The following is an 18,240-nucleotide window of genomic DNA, read 5'->3' on the forward strand; positions in this document are numbered from 1 at the left end:
CGCGCTCGCCCATGGTTGATCGGTAGTGCCGGCCGCTGGCCGGCAACCACGGGACACTGGGATTGCCGGCCAGTGGCCGGCACTACCTCATCCCAGCGCGTCGGCCCACCACAGTGCGGCCGGTCCGGGCGGCGTGTCGCGGCGCCACAGCAGTGCAACGACGCACAGGTGGCGGCGGTGTGCTCGGCGCTGGATTACGCGCTCGCCCATCGTTGATCGGCAGTGCCGGCCGCTGGCCGGCAACCACGGGACACTGGGATTGCCGGCCAGCGGCCGGCACTACCTCATCCAAGCGCGTCGGCCCACCACAGTGCGGCCGGTCCGGGAGGCGTGTCGCGGCGCCACAGCAGGTCGCTGTGGATGCGCCGCGGCCACCCGGGCAGGGTCAGTTCCACCAGTTGCCCGCGGTCGTAGCGTTGCACCAGCGCGCGGGGCAGCTCGGCCCAGCCGATGCCGTCCTCGGCCATCTCCATCACCATCAGGTAGTCGGTGGCGGTCCAGGCCAGGCCGGTGACCACGCGGGACTGATCGACTTCCGCGCTCAGGCGCACCTGCCGATGCCGCGCCAGTTGTGCGGCGGCGCGACGCCCGGCGCTGGCCAGCGGATGGTCGCGCGCCACGTACACCGACAGTTCGCTGTGGTGGGCCAGCGGCCGGGCCATCAGGCCATCTGGATAGTGTTCCTGTCGCGGCAGCAGGCCCAGTGCGGCGCGGCCGCTTCCGACCAGCTCCAGCACGTCCTCACCCTCCGCATCCAGCCATTCCAGTTCGATCTCTGGGAACGCCTCGGAGAAGCGCTGCAGGATCCGCTGTTCGGGATCGAGCTGATAGACATCGGAGAACACCACGGTCAGTCGCGCTTCGACCGGTGCGGCCAGGCGCACGCTCAACTGTTGCAGGCGCGCATCGGCAGCCAGGATCTCCTGCGCGTGCCCCAGCACCTGGCGCCCGGCCTCGGTCAGCTGCGGGTAGCGCCCGCTGCGATCGAACAGACTCACGCCCAGGTCGGTTTCCAGGTGGGCAATGGCGGTACTGACTGTCGACTGGGTCTTGCGCAGGCGTCGCGCCGCAGCCGAGAACGAGCCCAGCGCCGCGGCTTCCACGAAGGCCTGCAGGGATTCAGGGGAGTAGGGCATATATCCATCGCTCCTGTCGATGGAATCCATTTTGATTCCACCGTAAAAGGCGATGATACTGGCCGCCGTCGCCCCTGTCTGCGGGGCGTTCCGGACCCTCCACGCTCGGCGTGGATCCATTGATGAGGCGGAGTGGTCCCCGCCCTGCAAGGAGCTTCACATGTCCCGTACTGTTCCCGCCCGTGGCGCGCTGGTCGCCTGGGCCTGCCTGACCGTGGCGATCGTCGCCGAAGTGGTCGGCACGTCGTTCATGGCCCACGCCGCCCGCGATGGCGGCTGGACCGGCTATCTGGTCATGGCCGGCGCGCTGGCGCTGTCCTACTTCTTCCTGGCGCAGTCGGTGCGCCGCATCGCGGTGGGCGTGGCCTACGCGGTATGGGAAGGACTGGGCCTGACCCTGCTGACCGTGGTCGGCCTCACCGTCTTCGGTGAAAGCCTGTCGCTGCAGCAGCTGGCCGGCCTGGTGCTGGCGGTGGTCGGCATCGTCTGCGTCACTCTCGGGGAGGCGCACTGATGAATACCCTGGCCCTGTTTTTCGTGATCTGTTCGGCGCTGATCGACGTCGCCGCCAACATGATGGTGGCCAAGTCGGAGGGCTTCCGCCGCTGGCGCTGGGGCGTTGGAGCCATCGTCATGGTCTGGATTGCCTTTGCCCTGCTGGGCCAGGCCGTGCGTTACATGGACCTGGCCACCGCCTATGCGATGTGGGGGGCAATCGGCGTGATCGGTACCGCCACCTGCGGACGCCTGCTGTTCGGCAATCGCCTGCGTCCGATCGGTTGGGTCGGCATCGCATTGGTGACCGTCGCGGTACTGCTGCTGAGTACCGCGAAGTAACGCGTCGCCGTGCCAACCAGGGTTGGCATCTACCGGTGCGGAAGCGCTGTGCCAACCAAGGTTGGCACCTGCCAGAGCGTGAGCGCCGCAGGCAAGCGCCCCGGAGGACCCCTCCGGGGCGTTGCTGTTTCTGCAGCAGTTAGAACCGTGCGGTGAAGTTCAGCCGCGTGGTGCGGCCCGGGCCCGGCATCAGGCTCATCGCCAGCGTGTCCATGTAGTAGGTGTTGCGCAGGTTGCTGACCACCAGTTCCACTTCGGCCTTCGGGGTGAACTGCCAGCGCGCATAGAAGTCATAGATCGCGGTCGGCAGGTAGATGTTCTGCAGGCCGGTCGAGCCGGTGGTGTTCCAGGGCTTGTCCAGTTCATGGGTGGGGCCACTGTTGTAGGTGCGGCGGATGCCGGTATCCAGCCGCTTGTCGAACAGGCGGAAGCCCAGCGTGCTGTGGATTGAGTACTTCGGCGGGTTCTGCGCGTTGACGAACGAGGTGCCGAAGCCGCCGTCCACGCAGTCCGGTGTGGTGTCCAGCTTGCTCCACTTCGCATACGGATCTTCGCGCAGGCGCTTGGCAGTGGCCGCATCGCAGGTACGCGCGCGCTGGTAATAGCTGGCCGACAGGTCCAGGTAGGCGATGCCGGCGTCATAGCCGGACTGCAGCTCGTAGCCCGACACCGTGTAGTTGTCGACATTGTCGACGTAAAAGGCCCAGTTGCTGGAATCGAAGCGACGGGTGATGGCGTTGTCGATATCGTTCTTGAACCAGGCCACCTTGAACGCCAGGCGATCACCGTCACGCCACAGGTCCTGCTTGAGCAGGCTGAAGCCGATGTCCCAGGAGCGGTTCTTTTCCGGCTTCAGGTCGGCCACCGGCGCCGAGGTGCTGTTGCCCAGCGTTGATTCGAACAGGCTGGGCATCTTCCAGCCTTGCGCGTACTTCACGTAGAAGAACATGTCCGCGTCGAGGTTGAAGCGGGCTTCGGCATACGGCGCGAAGCCGTGGCCGGAGCGGCGGATCGCCGGCTTGTAGCCCCAGGCGGTGGGAATCTGCTTGGTATGGAAGCCGTTGGCACCGCGCGGGTCACGGATGAAGCCGTCGAAATCGTAGGTCTGGCCCAGCGTGCTGTCGCCATAGGGCGTGGCGCGCAGCGAGTCATACGTGTAGTTGCCCTGTGCATCCGGGTACCACTCCTTGTACCAGCCCGGCAGCAGCTGGCCACCCTTGCTCAGGCGCGCGAAGGTGTAGCGCAGGTCGCGCGATTCACTGACGAAGGCCACGCGGTTGCGGTCGCGGGTGCGGTAGTCGATGAAGCGGCCGCCGGCCGTCAGCGACAGCCAGTCCCACGGCTGCCATTGCAACGACGCCACCACGCTGGCCTCGCGGCGCGTGCCCGATCGCAGGTAACGGTTGTTGTTGTAGTCCACCGGCAGTACCGGCGAGTTGGGTGCGGTGTCTTCATGCTGGAAGGACGCGCCATAGCGCAGCGTCCAGTCGCCCAGATCATTGCTGAAACGCGTGGTGTTGCTGCTGTCCAGGCCCCAACGCCGGGTCTTCACGTCCGACTGCAGCCCAGGGCCGTAGGTCTCGCCCAGCGTGTCGGGCATCTGGTCGTTGGGCACGTCCTTGAACAGCGGCGTGTTGGCGATATTGCTGTTGAACATGCGGCTGGTGGCCGTGGTGAACCACAGCGTGCTGTTCAGGTCCAGCCACGGGTGCGCCTCGGGGCGGTAACGATGGCGCAGCGAAGTGGCGTTGACCCGCATCTTCCCGGGCTCGAACTGGAACATGGTGTTGGCCTTGTCCACGTAGGTCACCCATTCGTTGGACTCGCCCACGCGGCCGATCGCCGACGGCATGATTTCGCCGAAGCTGGAGTTGAAGAAGCGGTGGCTCAACTCCAGGCGCTGGTCCGGGTCGGGCGTCCAGGTGAATTTCAGCAACGCCGATTCGTTGTCGGTGTGGGTGTTCAGGACTTCATCGCCCGGGTGGTACAGCTTGGAAACGGCCTGGCTGGACATGCCGGTACCGCCGCTGGACAGGTGCTGGTCGTCGTAGCGGTGGGCGCCGTTGCTGCCGGCGAAGTAGTTGCCCTGGCGGCGCCGTGCGTAGGCTGCGACAAGCTGCCAATCTTCGCCGCGCTGGGCGAAGGCCACGCTGCCGTTCCAGTCGCGCGGGTCGCGCAGGCTGTTGCGGTTGTCGCTGCCACGCGCGATCTGCTTGAACGTACGGGTGCGGTCGATGCTGTTGTCGGCCACGCCGCCACGCACGCGCAGTCCCCAGGCCTGGCCGTCGTCGAGGATGTCCTCGTCCTTCAGCGTTTCCATGTAGACCACGCCACCGATCGCGCTGGCGGCATTGGCGGCCAGGCTCGGTCCCTTCTCGATGCTGATCGCGCTGATCAGGTCCGGGTCCAGGTAGCTGCGCTGCTGCACGCCGGCATAGCCGCGGTACACGTCGATGGCCTGCTGGCCGCCGTCGATGATCACCGGCACCCGGTTCTGGCCCTGCAGGCCGCGGATGTTGACGTCCAGCGCGCCGCCATTGCGTACGTCTCCGGTGTGCACGCCGACTGCGCCGGCCAGCACATCGCCGATCGACTGGCCGCGGAAGCGTTCCAGCTGCTGGTGGTCCAGGTGCACGCGCGAGCCGCTGTCACGGTAGACAGCATCGGCATCGGCAAGCCCCCACGGCGAAGCACCTTCGCTGGCCTGGCCGGCCACGCGCAGGGTGCCGATCTGGCGTACGCCGGCGTCGGTAGCCGGGGCGGCCTGCAGCACCACGCCGCTGGCATCACGCTGGAACGAAAGGCCGGTGCCGGTGAGCAGCTGTGCCAGCGCGGCCTCGGTGTTGAGCGAGGCCTGCACGCCACCGCTGTGCCGGCCGCGGGTCAGGCGCGCATCGGCAGCGATGGACAGGCCGGACTGCTGACCGAACGCGGTCAAGGCCTGGTCAAGCGGACCGACCGGGATCTGCCAGCGAACGGCGGAGGCAGCATTCTGTGCATGGGCGGCGGCCGGCAACAGGCACGGCGTGGCCAGGGCCAGGCACAGCGCGATGGCAAGCGGGCGAGGGGAAGGGCAGGGTAGTTTCATGGGGGCGGCGACATCCGCAATGGGTTCCCTTGTAGTGCCCGCCGAGCGCGCAGAAAGGGAACCGCGATTTCAACGCGGACGCACAACGGTCCACCATGGCCAGCGCTGCTCGATGCGGATTGGCAGGGCGCGCGCCAGCAGTTTCAGGGCCTGCAGGCTGTCCAGGCGCGGCAATACCGCGGTGACATTCAATGCGGACAGTGCCGGATCACAGCCCAGATAGCCCCGATGGTGACGGGCCAGTTCGTCGATCACCCGGATCAGTTGCGTGTCCTGCACCTGCAGGCGTCCGTCCTGCCAGTCGCCGCGCAGAGGATCGGCAGCGACCGTTGTGAGTCCCCCCATCGGTCCGATCTGCAGCGCACTTCCCGCAGGCACATCCAGCGCCGCGCCGAACGTCGGCAGGCACCGCACCACGCCCTCGAACACGTCCAAGCGGCTGTGCTGGGCTTCGCGGCCGACCGCGAAGCGGGTGCCGATCGGCTGCAGGCGCGCGCCGGGTACATGCACGCTCAGGGGCAACCCGACGAATGCGGGGTGGTGGCCGGTCTGCAGCAGCAGTTCGCCGCGCAGCAGATGCAGGGCGCGGTTGCCGTTGCCGATGTCGACGGGCACTTCGCTGCCGGCGTTGAGCCACAACTGGCTGCCATCGGCCAGCGTCCAATGACCGGTGCGCCCGGCAGCGGTGCGTTGCGTCTGCAGGTGGCGCTGCGCCTGCAGCCCGTGCAGGCCGAGAAGCGAGACCGCACCGATGCCGAGCGCGCCGCCGAGACTGCGAAGTGCGCGGCGGCGGCGATGGCCGGCGGCATCGAGCGCCGTTGCTGCCGCCGGTGCCGACAGCGGTGCGAACGACTGCCAGACCGCCTCGACCCGGCGCCAGGCGTCGGCGTGACCGGCGTCGGCCTGCAGCCACGCATGCCAGTGTTGCTGGTCGTCGTCGCTCCAGCCCTGTTGGCGCAGCGCGAACCACTCTGCCGCCTGCTCCAGCGCCGGGCCGGCCACTGCCGCGCTCATGCCGCCGCGTCGCCGGACAGGCGCAGGCAATGCAGCATCGCCTGCGCCATGTACTTCTTGACCATGCGCTCGGACACGCCCAGCTGTTGGCCGATCTCCGCATAGCCCAGTCCGGACAGCCGGGCCAGCAGGAAGGCACGCCGTGGCCGCTCGGCCAGGCTGGACAGCATGTCAGCAATGGCATGCAGGAGCTGCAGCGCCTGTGTGCGCTCCTCTGCAGAGGGATGCACCGGCTCCGGCTGTGCGGCCAGCGCGGTCAGATAGGCGCGCTCCAGGTCCGCGCGCTGCCAGTGGTTGACCAGCAGCGCGTGCGCGATGGTGCTGAGATAGGCGCGCGGCAGGCGCAGTTCGGACGGATCGACGCGCCGGCTGAGCAGGCGCAGGAAGGTGTCCTGGGTCAGATCGGCGGCGCAGTCGGCGTTGTGGGTGCGGCGGCGCAGCCAGCCCAGCAGCCAGCCATGGTGTTCGCGGTAGAACCCCGCCAGCGCGGTGCTGGAGGCGGCGGGCACGGCCATCGGCACGGGTCATTAATGAGAATGATTCCCATTATAGGGCGATCGGGCGGCGCACGACAAATCCTGCGCATGCCGCAGCAGGAGAGATCGCCGGATTTGCGATGCCCGGCGTGTTCGCCGACACTGCGGCTTTCCACAAGGAGTGCCCGCATGTTCAGCCACATCACCGTAGGAACGAACGACATGGATGCCGCGCGCCGCTTCTACGATGCCCTGTTCGCCGCGATGGGGGCACGTCCGGGTGTGTTCGACGAAAAGGGTCGGCTGCTGTACTTCAAGGATGGGCGGATGTTCGGCGTCACCGCGCCCATCGATGGGCAGCCTGCATGCCATGCCAACGGCGGCACCATTGGTTTCACCCTCGACAGTGCCGAGGCCGTGCGCGGTTGGCAGGATGCTGGCGTGGCCCATGGCGGTACGGCCATCGAAGACCCGGCTGGCATCCGCAGCATGGCCGGGCGCCAGCTGTTCCTGGCCTACCTGCGCGACCCGGACGGCAACAAGCTGTGCGCGGTGCATGTGGTGCATGTGATGTCGTGATTGGACAGTGCGCGCGTGGCCGCGATGCACGCGGTCCGCGCGCGGCTGCGCTCGCAGATATGCTTCGGCGCGCGCGTGATAGCACGGAATGGCGGGCCGGGCCTGTGACCACAGGCCGCAACTTCATGCTCTGTCCACTGCGGTTCAGCCAGAATTGGTCGGCTAACCCTTTGATCTACCGGAGAACGCCGCCCCATGGAAGTACTGGAGCCGCAACAATCCCCGGTGCGCACCCTTCGGCCTGTGTTCGCCTTCGCGGCGATCGTTGTCGTGGCGTTCGCGCTGTTCGTCAGCCTGTTCCCGCTTGGTGCGGGCCGCCTTCTGCTGAAGGCACAGGACTGGGCCGCACTCAATGTCGGCTGGTATTACCTGCTGGCGATGACCCTCTACCTGGTGTTCGTGGTCGGCGTGGCGCTGTCCAAGTACGGTGGCATCAAGCTCGGCGCCGACCATGACGAGCCGGAGTTCAGCTACCTTTCCTGGGCCGGCATGCTGTTCGCTGCCGGCATCAGCATCACCCTGTTCTTCTTCTGCGTTTCCGAACCGCTGACCCACTACCTGCAGCCGCCGCAGGGCGATCCGGCCGCGGGCGAGGCCGGCGCGCGCCAGGCCATGCAGCTGCTGTTCCTGCACTGGGGCCTGCACGGCTGGGGTGTGTTCGCGCTGGCGGCGATGGCGATGGCCTACTTCGCCTACCGCCACAACCTGCCGCTGGCCCTGCGCTCGGCGCTGTACCCGCTGATCGGCAAGCGTATCAACGGGCCGATCGGCTACACCGTAGACGCGCTGGGCATCGTCGCCACCGTGTTCGGCATTGGTGCCGACATGGGCTTCGGGGTGCTGCACCTGAATGCCGGTCTTGCGCACCTGTTCAACATCCCGCATTCCAACCTGGTGCAGATCATCCTGGTGGTCAGCATGATGGGCGCGGCGGTGGCCGTGGCCGTCTCCGGCGTGGAGAAGGGCGTGCGCTGGATGGCCAACATCAACATGCTGCTGGCGATCGCGCTGGTGCTGTTCATGCTGTTTGCCGGGCCGACGCAGTACCTGTTCAGCACGCTGATGCAGAACCTGGGCGACTACCTGGGCAGCGTGGTCGGCAAGAGTTTTGATGTGTATGCCTACGGCGGCCGCCCCGAATGGCTGGGCGGCTGGACGGTGTTCTACTGGGCGTGGTGGATCGGCTGGGCGCCGTTCGTCGGCCTGTTCATCGCGCGCATCTCACGTGGCCGCACCATCCGCGAATTCGTGTTCGGCGTGCTGCTGATCCCGCTGGGCTTCACCCTGGCCTGGCTGTCGATCTTCGGCAACAGCGCGCTGGACCAGGTGCTGCACCACGGCCAGCAGCAGTTGGCACAGCTGGCGGTGGATGATCCACCGACGGTGCTCTACGCGTTGTTGGATGGCTACCCGTGGAGCCGCACGGTGATCGCGGTGACGGTGCTGGTCAGCTTCATTTTCTTTGTGACCTCGGCCGACTCGGGGGCGGTGGTGTTGTCCACGCTGTCCTCGCATGGCGGTGCACCGGAGGATGATGGTCCGCGTTGGCTGCGTGTGTTCTGGGGCACGGTGATCGCCGTACTGACCGCCGGGCTGCTGCTGGCTGGGAGCATCGATGCGCTCAAATCTGCGGTGGTGCTGGCGTCGCTGCCGTTCTCGGCGGTGCTGCTGCTGATGATGTGGGGGCTGACCCGCGCCTTCAGTGACGAATCGCACCGCAAGCGCGCGCTGCAGTACCGGCCCTCGCCGCTGATCGGCGACGACCGCCACCACCAGGGCTGGCGCCAGCGCCTGAGCCAGGCCATGCATTTCCCGGTGCGCGACCAGGTCTACCGCTTCATGGACGACACGGTGAAGCCAGCGATGGAAGCGGTGGCCGAACAGCTGCGCGGGCAGGGCTGGGATGTGGCCACGCGCTTCGAGGCCGGCGACATGGAGCTGACGGTCAATCACGGTGAGCAGCAGGACTTCCTGTACCGGGTGATCCTGAGTGGCTACCTGACCCCGTCGTTCGCGGCCCAGCAGCTGCGCAACCAGCGCTACTACCGCGCCGAGGTGCACTTGTTCGAAGGCAGCCAGGACTACGACCTGGTGGGCTACAGCCGCAAGCAGATCATCAACGACATCATCAGCCAGTACGAACGGCACCTGCAGTTCCTGCACCTGAGCCGGTGATGGTAGTGCCGGCCGCTGGCCGGCAACGCGAACGGGGCGGCCCATCACCGCCGCCCCGTTGGCGCATCAGAACCGGTAGCGCGCCCCCAGCGAAATGAACTGCCCGCGCAGGTTGTACTGGCTGATGTCGAAACCATTGGAGCCACCGGCCGGGTCGAATGGCGGGTCCTTGTCGGTCAGGTTCAGCACCGACAGCGACAGCGTGGTGTTGGGAATCCCTTCGTACGCCACGTACAGGTCCAGCTGGTGATACGGCTTGATGCGATCACGCAGGCCGGGGTTGCTGGTCGCTGTCGCCACGCGCTGGTCATAGCCGCTCACGTACTGCAGGCTCAGCGTGCTGCTCCAGTCGCCCACTGCCCAGTTCAGCGACGTGGTGCCGCGGGTGCGCGGCAGTGCGCCGTGGCGGTTGTTGCCGGCCCCTTCATACGGTGCCTGACCGGCCACCAGCGGCTGCTTGAAGCTGAGCAGATGGGTCCAGCTGCCGGCCACGGTGAAGTTGCCCCAGCCTTCGGTGCGGAAGGTGCGGTTGGCTTCCAGATCCAGGCCCGAGGTGGTCAGTTCGCCCTGGTTGGCATACTGGTTGGTGATGAACTGGATGCGTCCCTGTGCATCACGCTGCACGCGGCCGGGGAACAGCGTCGGGTTGTCGACGATGAACTGCGCGCTGTCCGGCTTGACCAGGTTGTCCTGCTCGATGCGGTACCAGTCCAAGCCGATGCTGGTGTCGCCATCCGGCGACCACACTGCACCGACGTTGAAGTTGCGCGAGCGTTCGGCCTTCAGGTCCGGGTTGCCGGTACGGATGTTGGTGACGCCACGGCTGCCGCCGGGCTGCAGCGGGTCCAGCGGATCGATCACCGAGCCGTAGCTGACGGTCTGGCCCGGCGCGATCTCCGGCAGCGAAGGCGCGCGGAAGCCACGCGAGAACGAACCACGCAGCAGCAGGCTGTCCAGCGGCTGCCAGCGCAGCGCCACCTTCGGCGAGAACGCGTTGCCGAAGTCGTCATAGTGATCGCCACGACCGGCCACCTGCAGCTCCAGCGTGCGGTGCAGCGGCACGCTCAGTTCAGCGTAGGCGGCGCTGACCTGGCGCTCGCCGTTGACCACGTTGATGGCCGGGCGCAGTTCGGTGCCCGACAGCACCTGCGCACTGGTGCGCGCGTCCAGTGATTCCTTGCGGAACTCGGCACCCCAGGCGAAGCCGACCGCACCGGCCGGCAGCTCCCACAGCGAGGTCGAGGCCTTCACGTTCAACGAATGCAGCTTGTACCAGCCCGGACGCTTGGTCTGCAGGCGCAGTGCATCCAGTGCCTCCGGCGTGCTTGACGGGTTGAGGAAGTTGTAGCTGCCATCGCGCAGGATCTGCTCGAACGCGTAGCGGTTGACGAAGTTGTCGACGTATTCGCGCTGCGCGCTCTGCGAGGTCAGCGCCGCCACTTCCCAGTCCCATCGCTCGCCGCTGCCGCGCACGCCGGCCAGCGCACGGTAGAACACCTGCGTGTTGTCCTTCAGGCGCGGGCCGAGATCGAAGAAGGTGTACTCGAACGGCAGCGGCGCGCTGCCCGGGTTGTTCGGGTGGCCGACCGGCAGCACCGCCGGCACGTCGATCAGGGTGCCGGTGGCCGGGTTGTAGGCACGCAGGCCCGGGCCGACGGTCAGCGGCGCGCTGAAGATCTGGTCGGCCTTGTTGTGGCTGTACAGCACATCGGCGAACGCCTCGACGCTGTCGTTGAAGCGGTAGGTCGCGCTCAACGACGCCTGCAGGCGCTCGGCGCCGGGCTGCAGGGTCTTGAACGGCTGCGCGTTGAAGGCGCAGGCCTGGCCGGGAAGGGTGCTGCCGAAATCGCTGTACGGGCGCAGCTGGCTGCCATCCGGGCAGTTGGCGAACGGTTGCGGTGCGCGCGGGTTGGACAGCCAGTTGCCACCGGCGGTGGACCAACCGGCCAGACGACCGCCGGGCTTGTCGCGGAAATCGCCGCTGCGGGTGTAGGCACGCTGGTCGGCGTCGAGGCGATCACGCTTGAGCAGGTCCAGCCCGAACAGCACGTTCCAGCCCTGCTGTTCGAGGTCACCGAAGCCAGCCAGCAGGTTGGCCTTGCGCTCGTTCAGGCCGCCTTGGGTGGCTGTACCGAAGCCGCCGCCGACTTCCACGCCCTGGAAGTTCTTTCGCAGGATGATGTTGATGACGCCGGCGATGGCATCGGAACCGTACACCGCCGAGGCGCCATCCTTCAGCACTTCGATGCGTTCCACTGCGCTGATCGGCAGCGCGTTGAGGTCGACGAAGGTGTCCCGGGTGTTGAGCGCGAAACCGAAGTTGGAGACGCGGTAGCCGTTGACCAGCACCAGCGTGTTTTTCGGAGACAGGCCACGCAGGCCGATCGAGGCCGAGCCGGCGGCGAAGCTGCCGGTGTACTGTTCGTCGAAGCTGTTGCCGGCATTGGCCGACAGGTTGCGCAGCACGTCGGTGAGGGTGGAGCGGCCGGTCTGCTCGATCTGTTCGCGGCTGACGATCTGCACCGGGTTCGGCCCGGCGGTATCGCTGCGCTTGATGTTGGAGCCGGTCACCAGCACGGCGCCGAGGGTGGTGCTGTCCTTGCCGGTGTCGGCGGTTTCAGCGGCGCCGGCAGCGCCGGCGGTGAGGCCCAGCGCGATCGCGCCGGCAAGCAGGTTCAGGGTGGTGCGGTACATGGAAGCGACAACGCCGAACGGGGGAGGAGCCGTCAGTACCGCACGCAGGCACGTGCGCCTTCCAATGACGAAAGCGCATTCAGTTATACATCACAGGTTCTTAACGACCGGGATGCCCCTTTCGTGCGCGTCTGGGTTCTGGGATGGAACTGCGCCAGGCGTTCCCGGAACCGAGGAGGAGGTAGAGTCGACTGGGTAGAGTCGACTGTTAGTCGACTGCTCTTCCGTCCCCTTGCCGGAAACCTCATCCCCTCGCGCTACGCGCGAGAGTCGACTGACAGTCGACTCTACCGGGGCAGCGCCATTACCGGGACAGCGCCGTCTGCTGCCGCATCACGGCCGCAGCAGCACCTTGCCATTGCGTCCCGACCCAGCGCCAGCCTTCGCTGCCTGGGCGATGTCGTCCAGTGCGAAGACCTGCTCCACCGGCAGGGTCAGTTCACCGCTCCCCGCACGCTTCAGCAGTTCGCCGACCAGCCGGCGCTTGTCCTCCACCGCCATCGCCTGGCTGACCTTGCTGCCCCAGAACCCCTTCACCGTGGCTTCCTTGTAGATCAGGCCGCCGGCGGGAATGCGCATGGGTTCGCCGCTCATCACACCGAACGACACCAGCGTGCCGTGGTGGCCGAGCAGGTCGACCAGGTCACCGCTGGCGTCGCCGCCGATGGAATCCACCGCGGCCGCGGCCTGTGCTTCGCCGGTCGCCTCACGCACGCGATCCTTCCAGCCGTCCACCGAGGTGTCGAATACATGATCGATGCCCAGCGCCTGCAACTGCGCGACTGCATCGGCATTGCGCACCAGGTTGGCCACAAGCACGCCACGCGCCCGCGCCAGCATCGCCAGCGACTTGCCCACCGCGCCGTTGGCGGTGTTCTGCACGATCCACTGGCCCGGCTCGACGTGCAGGAACTCCAGCAGCATCAGCGCGCTCAGCGGCATGGCAATCAGCTGCGCGGCCATTTCGTCCGGGATCGCCTCCGGCATCGGAATCACCATGCGTGCCGGCGCAATGAACGCTTCGGCCCAGGTGCCGTGCACCGAGGCAGCGGCCACCCGCTGGCCGACCTGCAGGCCGTCGACGCCATCGCCGAGTGCATCGATCACGCCCAGTGCTTCACTGCCACCGATCGCCGGCAGGGTCGGTTTGTAGCCGTACAGGCCGCGCACGGTCAGCAGGTCGTGGTTGTGGATCGAGGCCAGCACGGTGCGGATGCGCACCTCGCCGGGGCCGGGCTCGGGCAGCGGCGCATCGGCAATGGCAAGGACGTCGGCCGGATCGCCGAAGGAGGGGTACTGGGCAGCGCGCATGGGCGGTGTTCCGGGGAAAGTTGATGTTGTACAGAACTGGGGACGCAGGCGCTGTCGACAAGGCGCCGCAGGTGCAACACGGCATCCTGCGACTGATCGTCGCGACATGTATTGATTACCGCATCTTGTGTTGACGAGTTCGGATATCCCCACTATGTTGTGGCCGTCACTCCCGGTTAGCCGCCGCCGCCGGACATGCAGCAAACGTCCCGCGGCCCGCCCCTGAGGCTTGCCGTGTCGACGCGGCCGCCATCGTGCGGACGCAGGTCGCCCCCACGGCCCGGATACCGGCCGCAGGCGCAGGCAGATGCCGACGACCTACGTTCCCGTGCCCTGGCAATCCACCCGTTCGCCCAGTGCGCCGGTATCGCGTTCAGGGCCGCCATGGCATCGACCGCCAACGCGCGCGCGAGCCTGGAGTTTCACCACCATGACCGACAGTACCTTCCGCGTGGCCGATCTGGCCGGCGCTGGCGACGCCTTGCGCGCCGGTGGCGAGCGTGTGCCGACCTGGATCACCAAGGAGGCCGGCAACCGCCGCCTGCCGTTCGAGGCCGAGCGCCTGCAGCGCAGCATCGACGCCGTGCATGCCGAGTTCCCGCAGCTGGACGTGAGCGACTACCGCCGCGTGGTGCAGGCGATGGTCGAGCGCAAGCCCAGCATCAGCGCCGATGACCTGGTCGATCTGCTGATCCGCGAGGCCGAGTCGCGGGTGGACCTGGTCGCACCCGAGTGGGAACAGTTTGCCGCGCGCATTTACCTGCGCCGCCTGTACAAGCGTGCCAGCCGCAACCGCTTCTACGACGTCGGCCTGAAGTACGGCTCGTATGTGGGCCTGCAGGAAAGCCTGGCCGACCGCGGCATCTACAGCAACGACATCCTGCGCTGCTATTCGAAGGAAGAGCTGCAGCAGGCCGGCGAGATGATCGATCCGGAACGCGACCGCCTGTTCGCCTACAACGGCCTGTACCTGCTGGCCACGCGCTATCTGGCCAGCGATCGCAGCCGCGAGGTCTACGAGCTGCCGCAGGAGCGTTGGCTGACCATCGCGCTGTACCTCATGCAGGAAGAAAAACCGCGTGAGCGGCGCATGCAGCTGGTCGGCGAGGCGTATTGGGCGCTGTCCAACCTGTACATGACGGTCGCCACACCAACGTTGGCCAATGCCGGCAAGGTGGGTGGGCAACTGTCCAGTTGCTTCATCGACACGGTGGATGACAGCCTGCAGGGCATCTATGACTCCAACACCGATATCGCCCGTGTGTCCAAGCATGGCGGCGGCGTTGGCGCCTACCTGGGCTATGTGCGCAGCAGCGGCGCGCCGATCCGTGGCGTGGCCAATTCCTCTGGCGGCGTGGTGCCGTGGATCAAGCAGCTCAACAACACCGCGGTGTCGGTCGATCAGCTTGGCCAGCGCAAGGGCGCGGTGGCGGTGTACCTGGACATCTGGCACCGCGACATCGAAGCGTTCATGGACCTGCGCCTCAACAACGGCGACCAGCGCCTGCGCGCGCACGATGTGTTCACCTCGGTGTGCGTGCCCGACCTGTTCATGGAGGCGGTGGAGCGCCGCGCCGACTGGTACCTGTTCGACCCGCACGAGGTGAAGCAGGCCAAGGGCTGGTACCTGCAGGACTTCTACGACGAGACGCGCGGCGCGGGCAGCTTCCGCGACCGCTACGCCGAACTGGTGGCCGACGAGCGCATCAGCCGCCGCACGGTGAAGGCCATCGATCTGTTCAAGCGGATCATGCTCAGCCAGCTGGAGACCGGCAACCCGTTCCTGTTCTACCGCGACGAGGTCAACCGCCGGAACCCGAACAAGCACGCGGGCATGATCTATTCCAGCAACCTGTGCACCGAGATCCTGCAGAACATGAGCCCGACGCGGATGATCCAGGAGATCGTCAGCGGCGACCAGATCGTCACCACACGCCGTGCCGGCGATTTCGTGGTCTGCAACCTGTCCTCGATCAACCTCGGCCGGGCGATCAGCGCACCGGATGACCTGCTGGCCACCGATGTGCTGGAGCGCCTGATCCCGATCCAGGTGCGCATGCTCGACAACGTGATCGACCTCAATGCGTTGCCGGTGCCGCAGGCCACGATCACCAATCGCAAGTATCGCGCCATCGGCCTGGGCACGTTCGGTTGGCACCACCTGCTGGCGCAGCAGGCAATCCAATGGGAATCACCGGATGCCGAGGCGTTGGCCGACCGGCTCTACGAACGCATCAATTTCCTGACCATCCAGGCCAGCGCGCAGCTGGCGAAGGAGAAGGGCAGCTACCCGATGTTCGCGGGTAGTGACTGGCACAACGGGCGTTACTTCCGTGACCGCGACTACAGTGGCGCCGCGTGGGACAGCCTGGCCCACGAGGTCGCCACGCACGGCCTGCGCAACGGCTGGCTGCTGGCGGTGGCGCCGAATATGAGCACCGCGCAGATTGCGGGCTCCACGGCCTCGATCGACCCGATCTACAGCGCGTTCTACTACGAGGAAAAGAAGGACTTCCGGCGGCCGGTGGCGGCGCCGGGCCTGTCGCTGGAAACCTGGCCGTACTACGAGAAGGGTGCCTACAAGGTCGACCAGTTCGCCAGCGTGCGCCAGAACGCGCGCCGCCAGCGCCATGTCGACCAGTCGATCAGCTTCAACCTGTACGTGCCCAGCACCATCCGTGCAAGCACGCTGCTGGAGCTGCACCTGAGCGCCTGGCGCGAAGGCCTGAAGACCACCTACTACGTGCGCTCCAACGACATCGACATCAGCGAATGCGAGTGGTGCTCCAGCTGATCAATGGTAGTGCCGGCCGCTGGCCGGCAACCCCGCGATCTTCGGTAGTGCCGGCCGCTGGCCGGCAACACGATAGAAAGAGAACGAAGGCAGAAAACCATGGCAACTCCCCTCGACCGCATCAAGATCCTCGAACCTCGCCATCCCAACCGCAGCACCGGCATCATCAACGGCCAGACCAGCGGCATCCTCAACTGGAACGACATCCCGTACCCGTCGTTCTATCGGGCCTACAAGGAGCTGTCGACCAATTTCTGGATTCCCGACGAGGTCGACATGAAGCTGGACGCCCGCCAGTACGGCGAGCTGAACGCGCGCGAGAAGAACGCCTACGACTCGATCATTGGCCTGCTCGCCACGCTCGATTCACCGCAGACGCGCTTCATCTACAACGTCGCGGAGTACATCACCGACCCGGCCGCGCACGCCAATGCGGCGATCATCGGGCAGCAGGAAGTGATCCACAACGAGAGCTACAGCTACGTGCTGGCCTCGATCACCGACCTGCCGAACCAGAACCGCATCTTCGAGATCGCCCGTACCCACCCGACCATCATCAAGCGCAATGCGCCGATCATGGGGGCGTATGACGATTTCATGCGCGAGAAGACCGCCGAGACTCTGCTCAAGTCGTTGATCCAGTCCTCGATCCTGGAGGGCATCAATTTCTATTCCGGGTTCGCGTACTTCTACAACATGGTGCGACAGAACCGCATGAACGGCACCGGCAAGATCATCAGCTTCATCAACCGCGACGAGCTGGCGCATACCAAATTCATCAGCGAGCTGATCCGCGCCATCATCGGCGAGAACCCCGAGCTGCAGACCAACGAGCTGACCGCCTACGTACACCAATCGTTCGAGCATGCCATCGAGCTGGAGACGCAGTGGTCGTCGGAGGTGCTGGATGGCATCGACGGCATCGACGTGGACGAGATGGTGCGCTACGTGAAGTACCGCGCCAACAAGATGGCCGGCATGCTCGGCATCGAACGCCTGTACAGCGACACCACCGACAACGTGATGCCGTGGATCAAGGCCTACGCCGACAACTTCACCGAAACCAAGACCGACTTCTTCGAGATGCGCAATGCAAGTTACAAGAAGACCAACGTCGACAACGGCTTCGACGACCTGTGAGTCCGGCGCCGCGCTGAGCATCCTGGTGGTGGTCGCCTCGTTGAGCGGCAACACCCGCGAGCTCGGCCGGCAGATCGCCGAGCGTTGCCGCGCCGCAGGTCATTCGGTTCACTGGCAGGAGGCGGACGATCTGCGCCAAGCGCCGCCGCTGGCGGCCGACGAGGCTGACCTGGTGCTGCTGGGTTGCTGGACCGACAACGCCGGCCGCACGCCGTCGGAGATGAAGGCATGGGTGGCCGGCATCGCCGAGCGCGGCGAGCGGCCGCGGCAGCTGGCGGTGTTCGGCACCGGCGAAACGCAGTGGGGGCAGGAGTACTACTGCGGCGCCGTGCACCGCCTGATCCGCTACTTCCGCAGCGACTATCCGCCGCTGGAAATCGAACAGATGCCGCATGGTCAACGCCATGCGGGGGCCATCGAGGCCTGGACCGACGCGGTCCTGGCCCACTATTGGAGCAACACCGATGCAGATCATCGACGCCACCACGCCTGAGCAGTTCCGGCAGCTGCTGGCCGAGCACCCGCGGGTGCTGGTGGATTTCCACAAGGACCAGTGCCCGGGGTGCCGGATGCTGGAGATGTCGTTGCACCGGGTGGCCAACAGCATGGCGGGGCAGGGCACGACCCTGCTGCGCGTGCAGCTGGAAGTGCTGGGTGAGGCGTTCTTCAGGGAGCTGGGGCTGCGGCAGACGCCGACGCTGTCGCTGTTCCGTGACGGCGACGAACGCACGCGCCTGGCCGGATTCCAGTCGCCGCAACAGATCGAGGCCGCGATCGCGTTGCATCTGTAGCGTGGAGATGGCGGGGGCGGATCCCTTGCCAGAGGCAAGGGCTCTGACCCCGCATCGTGTAAAGGCATCCACGCATGGCGTGGATCTTATCTCTTGCCAATCTGGCACCTTGGGTGCCGAGAGCCCGGCGTGGGCGACCGTGTGGATCCAGGTCTTGCGACCGAGAAGTAGCTTGGGTCCCCACGCCGGATTCTCCCTGAACCGC

Annotated in this window: 14 protein-coding genes; 8 read left to right on the forward strand and 6 right to left on the reverse strand. The window is 66.5% G+C overall.

All coding sequences use genetic code 11. The features are described from left to right. Positions 1 to 284 precede the first annotated feature (284 nt). Positions 285 to 1,136, reverse strand: a complete 852-nt coding sequence (locus AC5P7E_RS20550) for a LysR family transcriptional regulator (RefSeq protein WP_049396525.1) — start codon at positions 1,134 to 1,136, stop codon at positions 285 to 287. Positions 1,137 to 1,296: 160 nt separating this feature from the next. Between AC5P7E_RS20550 and AC5P7E_RS20555 the strand changes: the two genes are divergently transcribed. Both AC5P7E_RS20555 and AC5P7E_RS20560 read left to right on the forward strand, forming a co-directional pair. Beyond that, entirely contained in the window at positions 1,297 to 1,650 is a 354-nt protein-coding gene (locus AC5P7E_RS20555; protein ID WP_005409979.1) for an SMR family transporter, read from the forward strand. Beyond that, on the forward strand, positions 1,650 to 1,973 hold the full coding sequence (locus tag AC5P7E_RS20560) for a DMT family transporter (RefSeq protein ID WP_005409978.1): 324 nt from the start codon (positions 1,650 to 1,652) through the stop codon (positions 1,971 to 1,973). The genes AC5P7E_RS20555 and AC5P7E_RS20560 overlap by 1 nt, the downstream gene beginning before the upstream one ends. A 139-nt stretch (positions 1,974 to 2,112) precedes the next feature. Here AC5P7E_RS20560 and AC5P7E_RS20565 read toward each other — a convergent pair whose 3' ends face one another. From AC5P7E_RS20565 to AC5P7E_RS20575, 3 genes are all read right to left on the reverse strand, one after another. Beyond that, the gene (locus AC5P7E_RS20565; RefSeq protein ID WP_495222865.1) at positions 2,113 to 5,061 is read right to left on the reverse strand and encodes a TonB-dependent receptor; all 2,949 of its coding nucleotides are present in this window, start codon (positions 5,059 to 5,061) and stop codon (positions 2,113 to 2,115) included. A gap of 69 nt (positions 5,062 to 5,130) precedes the next feature. Continuing rightward, a complete protein-coding gene (locus AC5P7E_RS20570; protein ID WP_114619066.1) occupies positions 5,131 to 6,075 on the reverse strand; it encodes a FecR family protein in 945 nt (314 codons plus the stop codon). Continuing rightward, entirely contained in the window at positions 6,072 to 6,590 is a 519-nt protein-coding gene (locus tag AC5P7E_RS20575; protein ID WP_099473605.1) for a sigma-70 family RNA polymerase sigma factor, read from the reverse strand. The genes AC5P7E_RS20570 and AC5P7E_RS20575 overlap by 4 nt, the downstream gene beginning before the upstream one ends. A gap of 150 nt (positions 6,591 to 6,740) precedes the next feature. Here AC5P7E_RS20575 and AC5P7E_RS20580 point away from each other — a divergent pair, with 150 nt between their 5' ends. Then, positions 6,741 to 7,130, forward strand: a complete 390-nt coding sequence (locus AC5P7E_RS20580) for a VOC family protein (protein WP_005413725.1) — start codon at positions 6,741 to 6,743, stop codon at positions 7,128 to 7,130. A 195-nt stretch (positions 7,131 to 7,325) separates the two neighbouring features. Continuing rightward, positions 7,326 to 9,305 carry a choline BCCT transporter BetT gene (betT, locus tag AC5P7E_RS20585; protein WP_114619067.1) on the forward strand — a complete coding sequence of 660 codons (1,980 nt, stop codon included), beginning with the start codon at positions 7,326 to 7,328 and terminating at the stop codon, positions 9,303 to 9,305. A 66-nt stretch (positions 9,306 to 9,371) separates the two neighbouring features. On the opposite strand, the gene AC5P7E_RS20590 is transcribed toward betT, so the two are convergent. After that, on the reverse strand, positions 9,372 to 11,999 hold the full coding sequence (locus tag AC5P7E_RS20590) for a TonB-dependent receptor (protein WP_114619068.1): 2,628 nt from the start codon (positions 11,997 to 11,999) through the stop codon (positions 9,372 to 9,374). A gap of 333 nt (positions 12,000 to 12,332) precedes the next feature. Continuing rightward, positions 12,333 to 13,310: a zinc-binding dehydrogenase gene (locus AC5P7E_RS20595; RefSeq protein ID WP_114619069.1), complete on the reverse strand. Its 978-nt coding sequence runs from the start codon at positions 13,308 to 13,310 to the stop codon at positions 12,333 to 12,335. Positions 13,311 to 13,740: 430 nt separating this feature from the next. Here AC5P7E_RS20595 and AC5P7E_RS20600 point away from each other — a divergent pair, with 430 nt between their 5' ends. From AC5P7E_RS20600 to AC5P7E_RS20615, 4 genes are all read left to right on the forward strand, one after another. After that, the gene (locus AC5P7E_RS20600; protein ID WP_005409970.1) at positions 13,741 to 16,104 is read left to right on the forward strand and encodes a ribonucleoside-diphosphate reductase subunit alpha; all 2,364 of its coding nucleotides are present in this window, start codon (positions 13,741 to 13,743) and stop codon (positions 16,102 to 16,104) included. 99 nt (positions 16,105 to 16,203) lie between these two features. Then, entirely contained in the window at positions 16,204 to 17,244 is a 1,041-nt protein-coding gene (locus tag AC5P7E_RS20605; protein WP_005413719.1) for a ribonucleotide-diphosphate reductase subunit beta, read from the forward strand. Positions 17,245 to 17,269: 25 nt separating this feature from the next. Continuing rightward, positions 17,270 to 17,737, forward strand: a complete 468-nt coding sequence (locus AC5P7E_RS20610) for a flavodoxin (protein WP_080240911.1) — start codon at positions 17,270 to 17,272, stop codon at positions 17,735 to 17,737. Further along, positions 17,709 to 18,035 (forward strand): thioredoxin family protein, encoded by a 327-nt coding sequence (locus AC5P7E_RS20615; RefSeq protein WP_099484265.1) that lies wholly within the window; start codon positions 17,709 to 17,711, stop codon positions 18,033 to 18,035. Before AC5P7E_RS20610 ends, AC5P7E_RS20615 begins: the two co-directional genes overlap by 29 nt. Positions 18,036 to 18,240: the final 205 nt, after the last annotated feature.

The sequence above is a fragment of the Stenotrophomonas sp. YJH_SMC_25 genome, assembly GCF_059369595.1.